The sequence below is a fragment of the Brachybacterium sp. UMB0905 genome, from assembly GCF_002871795.1.
Classification (GTDB): Bacteria; Actinomycetota; Actinomycetes; order Actinomycetales; family Dermabacteraceae; genus Brachybacterium.
Genome location: NZ_PNHL01000011.1, coordinates 73,634 through 87,064, shown reverse-complemented (window position 1 = coordinate 87,064; position 13,431 = coordinate 73,634). Strand labels below are relative to the sequence as shown.

The following is a 13,431-nucleotide window of genomic DNA, read 5'->3' as shown; positions in this document are numbered from 1 at the left end:
GGGATTACCGAGAGGACCCAGCACGTGACGATGCGAAGCCCTGAACAATCTCCCGCGCCCCCGCTCTCAGCATCCCCGGATACCGCGCTCCCCGCGTCCGGAGTGGCGAAGTCAGCGGGAACCGCGCGCCGCGGACGGCGAGGGAAGAGGCCGCTGTCGGTCCGCCTCCGACGCGACTGGCAGATGCTCGTGCTGATGCTCCCCGGGGCCGTCGCCCTGCTGCTGTTCTTCTACATCCCCATCCTCGGCAACGTCATCGCCTTCCAGGACTACCAGCCCTACTACACGATCACCCAGGCACCCTTCGTCGGGTTCGAGAACTTCATCGACCTCTTCGATGACGACCGGTTCGGACTGGCGCTGCGCAACACCCTCTTCTACGCCGCTGTCCAGCTCGTTCTGTTCTTCCCGCTCCCGATCCTCCTCGCACTGATCGTGGACTCGATGATGAGTCCCCGATTGCGCAAGGCCTTCCAGTCGATCGTGTACCTGCCGCACTTTCTGTCGTGGGTCCTGGTGATCGCCCTCTTCCAGCAGATGCTGGGCGGCGCCGGCCTGATCAACCAGACCCTCGTGCAGAACGGGATGGACCCGATCCCCTTCATGACGAATCCGGACACCTTCGCGCTCCTCCTCGTCGCGGAGGTGGCATGGAAGGACGCCGGCTGGGGAATGATCATCTTCCTGGCGGCCCTGGCATCGATCGATCAGTCGCTCTACGAGTCCGCAGCTGCCGACGGTGCAGGACGCTTCCGCCGCACATGGCACATCACTCTGCCCGGCATGCGACCGGTGATCGTCCTGCTGCTCATCCTGAACCTCGGTTCGATCCTCACCGTGGGATTCGAGCAGTTCATCCTCCAGCGTTCCGCGGTCGGCGCCGACACCGCGGAGGTGCTGGACACCTACGCCTACTACACCGGCGTGATCGGCGGCGACTGGTCGATGGGCGCCGCCGCAGGCCTCGCGAAGGGCGTCGTCGGCACCATCCTCATCCTCCTCGCGAACAAGGTCGCGCACATGCTCGGCGAGGACGGCATCTACCGCGGGAGGCCCCAGTGAGCTCAGCAGCCACCACGAAGACCACGCCGCGACGCAAGGAGACGGCGCATCAGAAGCTGTGGTCGTTCGCCTTCGGCAGGGTGCACCGTCCGGCCTGGATGGAGAAGCCGAGCGTGCCGCTCACCGCGGCCAAGGCGATCATCATCCTCACGATCAGCATCTCGATCCTGGTGCCGATGCTCGTCGTCATCTCCACCTCTTTCGCCTCCGGTGATCAGATCCGTGACGCGGGCGGCTACGTGCTCTTCCCGACCGATCCCACCCTCGAGGCGTACACAACGATCTTCTCGAGCCCGCTCATCTTCCGTTCACTGGGAGTCAGCGTCTTCGTCACCGTCGTGGGAACGCTCCTGGCGCTGTTCGTGACCATCTGCATGGCCTACGCGCTGAGCCGCCCCGTCATCGGCGGACGGTTCATGCTCATGGCGATCATCTTCACGCTGTTCTTCAGCCCCGGGCTCATCCCGATGTTCCTCATGGTCAAGCAGCTCGGCCTGTTGAACTCGATCTGGTCTCTCATCCTCCCGGGAGTTTTCGCCGGGTTCAACTTCATCGTCATGAGGTCGTTCTTCATGGGGATCCCGACGGAGATGCTCGAGGCGGCCCGCATCGACGGCGCGAGCGACTTCCGCATCCTCCTCAGCGTGGTCCTGCCCCTCTCCAAAGCGGTCATCGCGGTGATCGGACTGTTCTACGCAGTCGGATTCTGGAACTCCTTCTTCAACGCGATGCTCTACATCAACGACCAGTCGCTGTGGCCAATCCAGATGATCCTGCGCAGCTACGTCATCCAGGGCACCTCGCTGACCGCCGACCAGCTCGGCGTCCAGCAGGCGCCGCCTCCGCAGTCCATCAAGATGGCCGTCGTCGTGGTCGCGCTCGCTCCCATCGTCATGGTCTACCCGTTCCTCCAGAAGTACTTCTCCAAGGGCGTCATCACCGGCGCCATCAAGGGCTGATCCACCCACCGAACGCACCAAGGACGGTGCTCCACGAAAGGAAATGGCATGCGATTCGAGATCCGACGACGTGACCTCTTCGCCCTCACCGGAGCCGCTGCGGTGGCCACCGGCGCAGCAGCCTGCGGTGGCGGGACCACCCAGGAGGGTGGCGCAGAGGCCTCGGCCACTCTCGAGCTCCCCACGTACCAGCCGATCGAAGGACTCACCCCGGACCTGCCGGGCAATGAGGAAGGGCTCCACAACGTCTTCCTCAAGGCGCCGGAGGAGCTGCTCCAGACCACCGACGCCAAGCCCATCACCTCCGGCGAGATCACCGCACTGACCCAGACCTTCGCCACTCCCCCCACCCCCATGGCGGACAACGGGATGTGGCAGCGGCTCAACGAGGCGCTCGGCGGAACCCTTAACCTCGATATCGCGATCGACTCCTACCCGGAGAAGTTCGCGACCATCCTCGCCTCCGGCGATCTGCCGGATCTCATGTGGGTGCCGCCGAACCAGGGCATCCCGAACATCGGCCCGATGCTCGAGGCGCAGTTCACGGACCTCACCGGGTACCTTTCGGGCGATGCGGTGCTGGAGTACCCCAACCTCGCAGCGCTCACCCCTGGCTCGTGGCGCACCGCAGTGGTGAACGGGAAGATCTGGGGCGCACCGATCCCCTCCACGCCCTTCGGCCAGGTGTATCTCGGCAACCCCACGGTCTGGGAAGAGGTCGGCGGATTCCAGTCGGCCAGCGCCGAGGAGTTTCTCGACAAGTGCAAGGAGCTCCTCATCCCGGGCCAGCGCTGGGCGCTGGAGCCTTTCCTGCCGAACGCCTTCCACATGTTCAGCCAGTGGTTCGGGGTCCCGAACATCTATCGGGTCAACGAGGACCGCACCCTGACGGCGAACTTCCAGCTGGATGAGTACTACGAGACGCTGGAGTATGCCCAGAAGGTCTTCGCGGCCGGCGTGTTCTACCCGGATCTCAACCACGCCGAGACGGCTCAGGACTTCGCCAACGGCTCCATCGCAGCGCTCGTGTCCGTGGGCCCGCGCGGTGCGACCGAGTACCGGCGGTACAAGAAGGAACTGCTGGCCGACATCATGGTGCCGTTCTCCGCTGTCGAGGGACGCCGCCCCGTATACAACATGGGATACGGCACTGTCGGCTTCACTCCGTTCAAGAAGACCGACGACGAGGCGAAGATCCGCGAGCTGCTGGATCTCATCAACTGGCTCTCCGCTCCGTTCGGCACTGTCGAGTACATGCAGAAAAACTGGGGCACCGAGGGCAAGGACTACGAGCTCAAGGACGGCAATTACGTCGGAATCGGATCGTCGGAGGCCGACGTCCCGGGTCTGCGCAGCGCGCTGGAGATCATGACCGCGGGCGAAGGTGTCATCTACAACCCGATCCCGTCCGACTCCGAGTACATCTACGGCAAGGAGCAGGAGCTCCTGAAGCTCGCGATGCGCCGTCCCACCAACGGCCTGTACTCGGACACGAACTCCTCCAAGGGCACCGAGCTGAATAGCCGGCTCAACGATGTCCGCGACGACGTCATCCAGGGCCGTAAGACCATTGATGACTTCAAGGCCGCGGTCAAGCAGTGGGAGGAGGACGGCGGCAAGCAGATCCTCGACGAGTTCGCCGCAGTCCTGCCCGAGGACGTGCCGGTGACCCCGCCGAGCACCCTCTGATCAGAGCGCAGCATGGAAGAGGGGCGGCCCGACGGGCCGCCCCTCCTCGCCCCGCAATTCACCCCTCGCTGCGCCCGAACCGATGCTCGGTCGCAAGCGCGAGCCGCTCTGGCCGCTGCTCAAGGTCCAGCAGCAGCACCTCATTGCGGCCGGCGCGCACGAGCGGCGCAGGGACGTACAGGGTCAGCTGCGGGCCGATGCTGGACCAGTAGCGGCCCACGCACACGCCGTTGACGTAGGCGACGCCGTGCCCGGCCCCGGAGACGTCCAGGAACGTGTCGGCCGGCTCCTCGGCGTCGAAGGAGGCGGCGGCGAGCACCGGCAGGGCCTGCTCATCCGATGTGTCTGCGGGCAGGTGCTCCCCGGCGGCGAGGAGCTCGGCGAGCTCCTCCCCCATCTCCTCGAGCGGCCACGGGTCCGCCTCCCAGTCGTTGAGGAAGCGGATGGTCTGCCACACGCCGCCCAGGATGCCCTTGCGCTCCCCCAGGTACGGCCCGAAGTTCACGCGGCCCAGGTTCTCCACGAGGATGTCCACTCGCACGGTCCGACGCTCCGCACCGGCCAGCAGACGCTCGCTGTAGGGTGCCAGCTCGATGACGGCCGGGTCGATGGGCTGCTGTTCGTTGCCGACCACGCCGGTGGCGCCGACGTACACCCCTTCCACATACACCCAGGCCCGATCATGCAGGTCATACAGCCGCAGCGGGCCCACCTGCCCGTCGGCGTCGGCCGCGATCTCGATCTTGCGCGACAGCCGCAGCAGGCCGCGCTCGAGCCCCAGGTCCTCGAAGGACGGCGGCTTCGGGTACACCTCGGCACTGCGGGTGAAGCGCTCGCTCTGCCGCAGGGCGACGGTCTTGTCGATCGTGAGCTCGGCGGCGGGCAGGGTCCGCGGCTCTGCCTGCAGGCCCAGCTGCGCCAGCTGCTCATCCAGCGGTGGCAGCTCACGGTGGCGGGCGATGACCTCGCGGAAGGCGTGGAACTTTTCGGTCAGCGCGCCGTTCTCCGCGATCGGGGCGTCATAGTCGTAGCTGGTGGTGGTGGGCTGCAGGGCGCCGTCGTGGTTCGCCCCGGCGGTGAGGCCGAAGTTCGTGCCGCCGTGGGCCATGAAGAAGTTGACGCTCATGCCGTTCTCGAGCATGTCGGCGAGCTCGGCGGCGGCGTCCTCGCCGGTGCGGGTGTGGTGCTCCTCGCCCCAGTGGTCGAACCAGCCGATCCAGAACTCCATGCACATCTGCGGCTGATCCGGCAGCTCGTCCTTCGCCATCTCGAGCACCTGCAGGGTGCGGGAGCCGAAGTTCACGGTGGCGAGCGCTCCGTCCACGGTGCCGCCGGTGAGCCACATGCGCGCCGGCCCGTCGGAGGTCACCAGCAGCTCCTCGATGCCGCGGGCGCGCAGGCCGTCGCGCAGGTGCTCGAGGTAGGCGGTGTCATCGCCGTAGGAGCCGTACTCGTTCTCCACCTGGAGCATCACGACGTTGCCGCCGCGGGTGGTCTGCCGCTCGGCGATGACGGGGATGAGCTCATCGAACCAGGCGTCCACCTGCGCGAGGTAGCGCGGGTCGCGATGCCGCAGCCCCATGTTCTGATCGCGCAGCAGCCAGCCGGGGAAGCCGCCGTTCTCCCATTCGGCGCAGATATAGGGGCCGGGGCGCACGATCGCATCCAGCCCCTCCTCGGCGGCGAGGTCGAGGAAGCGGCCCAGGTCCGCCATGCCCTCGAAGGTGGTGGTCTCGGGGGTGGGCTGGTGGAGGTTCCAGGCCACGTAGGTCTCCACGGTGTTGCAGCCCATCGCGACCAGGCGGCGCAGGCGGTCGCGCCACTGCTCGGGGTGGACGCGGAAGTAGTGGATGGCCCCGGAGATGACCAGGTGCGGCTCCCCGCCGCGCAGCAGGCCGTCAGGGGTGGGGGTCAGCAGGGCGGGCATCAGCGTCCATCCTCTCGGGGGTGAATCGGTTCACAGCATGGTAGGTGATTCCGGGCCGACGGGGCGGGGCCTCTCGCCCTGGTGACGCAGGCACGCGCCGGTCGAGCGGTCCGAGCTCCCGACGTGGCGCCGCACCTCGGCTCCCTCAGGCCTGCGGGTCCTCGATCCGGCCGACGAGCAGCGGGGTGCGCCTCGCGGTGTCGCAGACCAGCAGCAGGTAGGGGCGGTCCAGGGTGAGCTCGTGCCGCGGGGTGGCGGGGGCGCCGGTCAACATGATCGCGGCGGTCGCGGCGGCGGCCTCCATGCCGTGCTCATCGATACTCAGCACGGCCTGCTGGATGACCATCGAGATTCCCGCGGGCCCCTCGAGGATGCCGCGGAGATCCGCGGCGGGTGAGAGCGCGCGGCGAAGGCCCAGCTCGCGCAGCGGCCCGCTGAGGTCCGCGCCCCAGCTGGTCTCGAGCGCTGGCATCCCCAGCCGCACCCGGTCACCCCCGCCCAGCGCGCTATCCAGCAGACCCGCAAGGGCCGACGGGTCCGCCGCCCACGCCTCCAGCACCGCATCCGTGCTCGCGGCCGGTCGCACGAGCACGAGCGACAGCGCCCCGCCCTTCGTCGGCAGCGCGGTGGCCGTCGCGTGCGCATCCTCGTGCCAGCCCGAGCCCGTCCCGTGCAGCATCGGGACGGTGACCTCGGTGCCGTCGGAGAGTGCGAAGTCCCCGTCGGCCCGGTGGAGCGGCGTCATCCAGGGGGCCGTCACGTGCAGAGCGCTGATGAGCACCAGGAGCGTCTGCGGCGTGAGCATCCCCGGGCTCAGCAGCTCGGGGATCCGCCCGCCGGTGCGCTCGGCGACCCAGGCGTTGATCGCGGTGCGGCTGCGGTCGATCGCCGCGGCATCCGTGAGGTCCAGGGCGCCGATCCCCGCGCCCAGCTCCTGCTCCACCCGCTCGCGGTACTGCCCGCGCAGCGCCTGCTCATCGTGCACCCACACGCCGCTGGCCAGATGCGCGGCCGCGGGATCTGTGATCGCAGCGAGGGACTGCGCGAGCTCAGCGGCAGTGCGGGCGAGCTCGCGTGCCGGCGCCCCGAGCACCTGCTCGAGCTCGGCGAACGTCTCCCCGCGCGCGCCGAGCGCCGCGAGGGTCAGCGCCACCTGGGCCGAAAGCGGCGAGCAGACGGTGTTGCCGCCGGGCCGTGCGAGAGCGGGCAGCAGGCGGGCGGTGAAGGTCGTGACCGGTGAGAGCTCGACAGTCATTCCGCCATCGAACCGCACCCGGCCCCGGCGGGCAACCGCCGCCCGGTGCGTGGCGGGATCCGCACCGCCCCGCCTCGAGCAGCTCAGCGAGTCTCGCTCGGGTCCCCGATCCAGCCCAGCACGAGCGGGGCAAGGGTGCTGCGCTCAAAGACGACCAGCAGGAACGGGGAGTCCAGGACCAGCGTCCGCGGCTCCGCCGGAGCGGATGTCGCCCCCGCGATCGCCGCGGTCGCGGCCGCAGCCTCCAGCCCGTTCTCATCCACGGTGAGCACCGCCTCCTGGATGACGTCGCTGATCAGCAGCGAGGTGTCACTGATACCGGAGAAGTCCGCGGCATCGGTGAAGGCCTGCTCCATGCCGAGCTGCTTCAGCGGGTCCGTCAGGGAGTCCGTCCAGCCCACGTCCAGGGCGGGCACGCTGACCAGCACCGGATCCTCGGATTCCGTGACACCGGCGAGCAGCGCACCGAGCCCGGCCGTGGGGTCCTCCGCAGCATCCGCCCAGGCCTGCTTCACGGCCCCGATGGTGTCCACCGGCTGGATGAGCGCGAGCGAGATCGCATCACCGTAAGTGGGCAGCGCGGTAGCTCGGCATACATCGTCCTCGAACCAGCCGGTGACATCCCCGCTGAGCATCTCCACGCTCAGCTCCTGCTCATCGGCCGTACTGAACCTGCCGCCCTCGCGGGTGAGGGGCTTCGGCCAGGCGGCCTTGACGTGCAGGGCGTTGACCAGCACCAGGCGCGAAGCCTCACTGAGAGTCCCTTCGGGGACCAGCTCCTCGATGAGATCCGCGGTGTTCTCCGCGACCCATCCGTTGATCTCCTGACGCGCCTTCTCGCGCGCCTTTTCCTCGGCGAAGTCGGCCTCGAACAGGCCCGCCCCGAACCAGGTGCCCAGGTCCTCCAGATAGGGCTCGTGGACCTCGAAGCCCTCCTGGATCCAGGCTCCATTGACAAGACTGGCGCGCGGCGGCTCCAGGGCGTCCTCGTCCTCCTCCTCACGCTCAGCATCCCCCACCGCATCGAGCACCTGCGACAGGGTGTTCGCGCTCTCGGCGAGCTCCGGCATCGGCCCGCCAAGTGCCTCCTCCATCTCGGCGCGGGTGTCCCCGGCCGCGCCGAGACCCGCCATGGTGAGCGCCACCTGCGCGGACAGCGGCGAGCACACGAGGTTCACGGCCTCGGGATCCAGGGCGCTGAGCAGCCGAGCGCTGAAGGGCACCGCCACGCTTCCCGCGCCCTCGGCGGTACCGGGCTCGGCGCGGTCCACCTCGGCGCGCAGATCCGGCTCCGCCGCGCCGCCGCCTCCGCCGAGGTTCGGCCCGCCATCGCAGGCGGCCAGGCTCGGCAGGGCAAGACCGGCCAATGCCGCACCGCCCAGCACGGTCCGACGGGGCAGGGCAGGGACTGCAGTCACAGCGCGCATGCCCACAGTGAACACCGCCCGCCCGCTCCGCGCACCCGGTTCTGCACAACCTTCACACCGCGGAACCAGGTGCGGCGAGATAACGACGCGAGGGCGGCGTGAGGGCGGCGTGAGGGCGCGACCGCTCGCCACGCCGCCCGCTCAGCCCTTGACGGAGCCTTCGGTGAGGCCGCCCTTCCAGAAGCGCTGCAGCACCAGGATGAGGATCGCCAGCGGGATCACCGACAGCAGCGCACCCGTGGTGGTCAGCTGGAAGAACTCCGGCAGCCGGTCGGTCTGCGCCCGCCAGTTGTCCAGACCAAGAGTGATCGGGTACAGCCGCTCATCGGCCAGCATCACCAGCGGCAGCATGTAGTTGTTCCAGATCGCGACGAACTGGAACAGCAAGATGGTCACCAGCGCCGGCACCAGCTGCGGCAGGGCAATGCGATGGAAGATCCCCAGCTCCCCCACGCCGTCCAGGCGCCCCGCCTCGAGCATCTCGTCCGGCACCGCGGCCGAGGAGTAGATCGAGGAGAGGAACAACCCGAAGGGGCTCACGAGCGAGGGGATGAGGACCGACAGGTAGCTGTTGGTCAGCCCCAGGCTGGAGAACAGGAAGAACAGCGGCAGCGCCACCGCGGTGCCGGGCACCAGCACGCCCCCGAGAACGAAGGCGTACACGAAGCGCCGACCGGGGAAGCTGTACTTCGCCAGCGCGTACCCGGCGGCGGTCGCGAAGTAGGTGGCGATCACCGAGCCCAGCCCCGCGTAGATCACCGAGTTCAGGGCCCACCGGGGGAAGATCCCCCCATTCGCCGTGAGCACGGCCTTGAGGTTCTCCCCCAACACGAAGCTGTCTCCGAACCAGAAGCCGCTGGTGCCGAACAGATCCTCGGTGGTCTTGGTGGCGTTGATGATCACCCAGTAGACCGGCACCAGGAAGTACATCGCGACGATCGCCAGCACGGCGGTCACGATGATCGTCGTGGCCGGATTGCGGCCGGCGTCCCGTGCTCCGGCGCGGTGGTCCTCGCGGGCCTTCACGGGTCGATGGGTCTTCGCGGTCGGGGTCGAGGTGTTCGCGGTGGTGCTCATCGGCGCTTCTCCAACCAGTTCGAGACGCCCAGCGCGATCGCCGACAGGCAGAAAGCAGAGACCGCGATGATCACGGACTGCGCAGCCGCCATGCCGATGTCGTTGTACTGGAACGCAAAGGCGTAGGCGGACATGTTCGGGGTGTACTCCGACGTGATGCCCGCGCTCATGGTCTGCAGCAGCCGCGGCTCCGCGAACAGCTGCAGGGTGCCGATGATCGAGAAGATGACCGTCAGCATGACGGCCGGGCGGATCAGCGGCAGCTGGATGGACCAGGCCACCCGGAAGGAGCCGGCCCCGTCCACCTTCGCGGCCTCGTAGAGGTCACCGGGGATGGACTTCAGCTGAGCGATGATGATCAGCATGTTGTAGCCGGTGTATGTCCAGGTCACGATGTTCGCGATCGACCACAGCACCATGTTCGGCGCCAGGAAGTCCACCTGGAGCCCCATCCACCCCAGCACGTCCACAATGGGGCTCAGACCCGGGATGTACAGGAACGACCACAGGATCGTCGCGATCACGCCGGGGATGCCGTAGGGCAGGAAGTACGTGGAGCGGAAGAACCCGGGCCACTTCGCGGAGGCGCTCTCGAGCAGCAGCGCGAGGATCACCGCGGCGACGATCATGACCGTCACCTGCACCACGCCGAACAGGATCATCCGGCCGATGGAGGTGATGAAGTTGATGTTGGTGAGCGCGGCGACGTAGTTGTCGAATCCGGCGAACATGCTCTCCACACCCTGCTCACCGAGCAGGCCGGAGCGCTCCACACGCGTGAAGCTGTAGCCGATCGCCATGATGATCGGCACCACCATGGTGCCGATGAACAGCAGCAGGAAGGGCGCCATCAGCACCCACGGGGCGTATCGCGCCTTCATCGTGCCTCCTCCGCGTTCAGGCCCATGGTCTGCATGATCTCGACGATCTCCTTCTGCGCATCGGCGAACATGTCCGCCAGCGGAACCTCGCCGGTGACCGCGCGGGTCATGCCGTCGCCGATGATCGCCTGGGCGCGCTGCATGAGCGGTGCCCACGTCCAGTCGAGGTTCTGCCCGTCGGCCATCGGCTTGATGACGTCCTCGTTGTAGTTCTGTCCGGAGTAGAACTCGCTGGGCTGCTCGCGCACCTCGCCGATGTAGTCCTTCGCAGGCGACCAGCCGATGCCGGAGAACTCGATCATCGCGTCGATACCAGCGGGGTCGGTGCACATCCAGGTGCAGAACTCGAGCGCCTCCGCGGGGTGCTCGCTGTTCACGGAGATCGCCGCAGCCGAGCCGCCATGGCCGCCGGAGGCGTAGCCGTCGGGCCAGGTGGGCATGGGGGCCACGGCCCATCGGCCCTCGCCGTTCGGGACGGTGGCGATCAGGGCGTCGGACCACGAGCCCGAGATCGAGGAAAGCACCTTGTCCTCGCCGGCGGCGGCATTCCACGGAGTGGACATCGCGCCGTAGCCGGTCCCCACGAGCTTCTCGGCGAGGATGCGGTCCCAAAACTCAGCCACCCGCATCGAGGCGTCGTCGGTCATGTTCACGATCCAGCCGTCATCTTCGGTCTGGAACCATCGGGCACCGGACTGCATCACCCAGGCGATGGGGTGGGAGCCGTCGGAGGGGTCCAGGGTCATGAGCGTGGCGCCCTGCTCCCGCACGGCGCCTGCGGTCTCGTAGAACTCGTCCCAGGTGGCGGGGGGCTTCAGCCCCATCTCGCCCTCGAGCACCTCGCGGTTGTAGAACATCGCGACGGGCCCGGTGTCCTGCGGGATGCCCCAGGTGTTCTCCCCGACCTGCGCCTGGGTGAGTGCGCCGGGATCGTAGAGATCCGCCGTGGCCTCGAAGTCATAGCGGGTGAGGTTCACAAGGGAGCCGGCAAGGGCGAACTCGGGGATCTGCCGCAGCTCGATCTGCATGATATCGGGCCCGCCGCCGGCGGCGATCGCGGAGAGGATCTTCGCGTAGCCGCCGGTGTTGCCGCCGGGGATCCAGGTGGCGTCCACGTGGATGCGGTCCTGAGAGTCGTTGAAGACGTCCGCGACCTTCTGCAGGTCCTTCAGCCAGGCCCAGTAGGTCAGGTGGACTTTGCCGTCGGCCGGCGGGATGGTGGGCCGGGAGTTCGCATCTCCCGTGTTGGGCGGGGCGCATGCCGCGAGGCCGGTGGCCAGGGCGGCCCCTCCGGCACCCCACAGCGCACTGCGTCGGGTCAGGCGTGGCGTCATCGCTCTCCTTCTCCTTGAAGCCGAGTCCGCGCTCGCGGGACTCGGGGCCGATGGGCCCCCGCATGTGGGGTTCCCCCGTCGGAACCGGCTCCGCCCGGGTGCGGACACCCGGATCGTGAACGTTCCCACTTTGACATGAGGAGGGGCTCTTGCGCCAGTGGGGCGGCGTGTCGGGGCGCTGCAGGGGACGGGGGCGACTGCGCACGCTGGCGTGTAGCGTCGGCTGCGACCCGTCCCCCGCCGCGAAGGAGCCCCGCGTGAGCACCGAGCCCGCCACCCCCGAGACCCCGTCGGCCCCGAGCCCGACCAGCACCGACGCTCCCGCCGCGTCGAAGGGCCCCGAGGACCACCTGGTCACCACCGTGCACACGCTGGATCTGCCGGATGGGCGACTGGACTACACGGCGACGGCCGGGACTGTGGTGCTGCGGGAGGAGCCCGAGGGTGAGAAGTACGGGCGCGGCGCGGCCTACGCGGAGCTGTTCTCCGTCTCCTACGTGAAGCAGGGTGCCGATCCGGCCGAGCGCCCGGTGATGTTCGCGTTCAACGGCGGGCCGGGCGCCTCGACCGTGTGGCTGCACCTGGGGCTGCTGGGGCCCCGCCGCGTGATCTCCGGGGATGCGGGCGCACCCGCGGCGCCTCCGCATCGGCTGGTGGACAACCACGAGACGATCCTGCGCAATGCGGACCTCGTGGTGGTCGATGCGATGACCACCGGCTATTCTCGTCCAGCGCCCGGGCAGAAGCCGGATCGGCACCACGGGCTCATCGCGGACCGGGACCTCATCGCGAGCTTCATCATCGACTGGCTGACTCGCCACCAGCGCTGGACCTCCCCGATCCACCTGGCCGGGGAGTCCTACGGCACCACGCGCGCCTCCGCCGTGGCGGCGCGCCTCATGGACCGCTATTACGTCGCCGTCGCCGGCGTCGTGCTGATCTCCCCGGTGCTGGACTTCGGGTCGATCGACTTCTCCGCCGGAAACGACCGGCCCTACATCCACTACCTGCCCACCTATGCGGCGATCGCCCATGCGCACGGTAAGCATGAGGAGCGGATGCTGCAGGACGTGGTTGATGAGGCGGAGGCCTTCGCCGAGCAGGAGTACCCGGCACTGCTCGCGGCCGGGCGGCGCCTGGGGATCAGTCAGCGGCAGGAGGCAGCAGCGCGGATCGGCGCGCTGATCGGCGTGGATCCCGACTGGGTGGAGCGGGCGGACCTGCGGGTGGAGCATCTGGCGTTCCTCGCCGAGCTGCTGCGCGATCAGGGGCTGATCACCGGACGGATCGACGGGCGGTTCACCGCGCCGATGGGGGCCGGGAACGCGGCACAGATGGAGACCGATCCGTCGATCGACCAGCTCGCCCCCTCCTACACAGCGACGATCAACCAGTACCTGCGCACCGAGCTCGAGTTCACGACCGATGTGGTCTACGAGATCATGTCCGGACGCGTGCACCCGTGGAGCTACAAGGAGTTCCAGAACCGCTCCGTGGAGGTCGCCTCGGACCTCTCCCGCCTGCTGCGCACGTCCCCGCACACGCGGGTGCTCGTGGGGCATGGCTACCACGATGCGGCCACGCCCTTCCACGCCAGCGAGCATGTGCTCGCGCAGCTGGCGATCCCACGGGAGGACTACGCCGAGCGGATCCGCGTGGAGTACTACGAGGCCGGGCACATGATGTACTGCCACGAGCCGAGCCGCCGCGCGCAGTCGCAGCACCTGCGAGAGTTCGTCACCGGCACGGACGGCGGCGCTGATGGCAGCGCTACCGGCGACAGCACCACCGATAGCGGCGACACGCAGGGTTGAGCCGGC

10 protein-coding genes are annotated in these 13,431 nt (G+C 68.4%); 4 read left to right on the top strand and 6 right to left on the bottom strand.

Annotated elements, in window-relative coordinates; genetic code table 11:
• Positions 1-30 precede the first annotated feature (30 nt).
• From CJ197_RS11390 to CJ197_RS11380, 3 genes are all read left to right on the top strand, one after another.
• Positions 31-1,062, top strand: coding sequence for a sugar ABC transporter permease (locus CJ197_RS11390; protein ID WP_102236891.1), 1,032 nt, complete (start codon positions 31-33; stop codon positions 1,060-1,062).
• A gap of 98 nt (positions 1,063-1,160) precedes the next feature.
• Positions 1,161-2,021 carry a carbohydrate ABC transporter permease gene (locus tag CJ197_RS11385; protein WP_102236890.1) on the top strand — a complete coding sequence of 287 codons (861 nt, stop codon included), beginning with the start codon at positions 1,161-1,163 and terminating at the stop codon, positions 2,019-2,021.
• 48 nt (positions 2,022-2,069) lie between these two features.
• Complete coding sequence (locus CJ197_RS11380; RefSeq protein WP_102236871.1) at positions 2,070-3,710, top strand: sugar ABC transporter substrate-binding protein; 1,641 nt, start codon at positions 2,070-2,072, stop codon at positions 3,708-3,710.
• 58 nt (positions 3,711-3,768) lie between these two features.
• Here the strand turns inward: CJ197_RS11380 and CJ197_RS11375 are convergent, their stop codons facing one another.
• The 6 genes from CJ197_RS11375 to CJ197_RS11350 form a co-directional block, all read right to left on the bottom strand.
• Positions 3,769-5,637, bottom strand: coding sequence for a beta-galactosidase family protein (locus tag CJ197_RS11375; RefSeq protein ID WP_102236870.1), 1,869 nt, complete (start codon positions 5,635-5,637; stop codon positions 3,769-3,771).
• A gap of 145 nt (positions 5,638-5,782) precedes the next feature.
• On the bottom strand, positions 5,783-6,892 hold the full coding sequence (locus tag CJ197_RS11370) for a serpin family protein (RefSeq protein ID WP_102236869.1): 1,110 nt from the start codon (positions 6,890-6,892) through the stop codon (positions 5,783-5,785).
• 83 nt (positions 6,893-6,975) lie between these two features.
• Positions 6,976-8,319, bottom strand: a complete 1,344-nt coding sequence (locus CJ197_RS11365) for a serpin family protein (protein WP_102236889.1) — start codon at positions 8,317-8,319, stop codon at positions 6,976-6,978.
• A 141-nt stretch (positions 8,320-8,460) separates the two neighbouring features.
• Positions 8,461-9,396, bottom strand: coding sequence for a carbohydrate ABC transporter permease (locus CJ197_RS11360; protein WP_102236868.1), 936 nt, complete (start codon positions 9,394-9,396; stop codon positions 8,461-8,463).
• Positions 9,393-10,277 carry a carbohydrate ABC transporter permease gene (locus CJ197_RS11355; RefSeq protein WP_102236867.1) on the bottom strand — a complete coding sequence of 295 codons (885 nt, stop codon included), beginning with the start codon at positions 10,275-10,277 and terminating at the stop codon, positions 9,393-9,395. Before CJ197_RS11355 ends, CJ197_RS11360 begins: the two co-directional genes overlap by 4 nt.
• Positions 10,274-11,611 (bottom strand): extracellular solute-binding protein, encoded by a 1,338-nt coding sequence (locus CJ197_RS11350; RefSeq protein ID WP_102236866.1) that lies wholly within the window; start codon positions 11,609-11,611, stop codon positions 10,274-10,276. The genes CJ197_RS11355 and CJ197_RS11350 overlap by 4 nt, the downstream gene beginning before the upstream one ends.
• 257 nt (positions 11,612-11,868) lie before the next feature.
• On the opposite strand from CJ197_RS11350, the gene CJ197_RS11345 reads away from it, so the two are divergent.
• A complete protein-coding gene (locus tag CJ197_RS11345; RefSeq protein ID WP_102236865.1) occupies positions 11,869-13,425 on the top strand; it encodes a S10 family peptidase in 1,557 nt (518 codons plus the stop codon).
• The last annotated feature ends 6 nt before the right edge of the window (positions 13,426-13,431 follow it).

What these genes read in the sequence shown, in the direction of transcription:
- CJ197_RS11390 (WP_102236891.1), top strand. Translation starts at nt 31, where the DNA reads ATGCGAAGCCCTGAACAATCTCCCGCGCCCCCGCTCTCAGCATCCCCG.
- CJ197_RS11385 (WP_102236890.1), top strand. Translation starts at nt 1,161, where the DNA reads ATGGAGAAGCCGAGCGTGCCGCTCACCGCGGCCAAGGCGATCATCATC.
- CJ197_RS11380 (WP_102236871.1), top strand. Translation starts at nt 2,070, where the DNA reads ATGCGATTCGAGATCCGACGACGTGACCTCTTCGCCCTCACCGGAGCC.
- CJ197_RS11375 (WP_102236870.1), bottom strand. Translation starts at nt 5,637, where the DNA reads ATGCCCGCCCTGCTGACCCCCACCCCTGACGGCCTGCTGCGCGGCGGG.
- CJ197_RS11370 (WP_102236869.1), bottom strand. Translation starts at nt 6,892, where the DNA reads ATGACTGTCGAGCTCTCACCGGTCACGACCTTCACCGCCCGCCTGCTG.
- CJ197_RS11365 (WP_102236889.1), bottom strand. Translation starts at nt 8,319, where the DNA reads ATGCGCGCTGTGACTGCAGTCCCTGCCCTGCCCCGTCGGACCGTGCTG.
- CJ197_RS11360 (WP_102236868.1), bottom strand. Translation starts at nt 9,396, where the DNA reads ATGAGCACCACCGCGAACACCTCGACCCCGACCGCGAAGACCCATCGA.
- CJ197_RS11355 (WP_102236867.1), bottom strand. Translation starts at nt 10,277, where the DNA reads ATGAAGGCGCGATACGCCCCGTGGGTGCTGATGGCGCCCTTCCTGCTG.
- CJ197_RS11350 (WP_102236866.1), bottom strand. Translation starts at nt 11,611, where the DNA reads ATGACGCCACGCCTGACCCGACGCAGTGCGCTGTGGGGTGCCGGAGGG.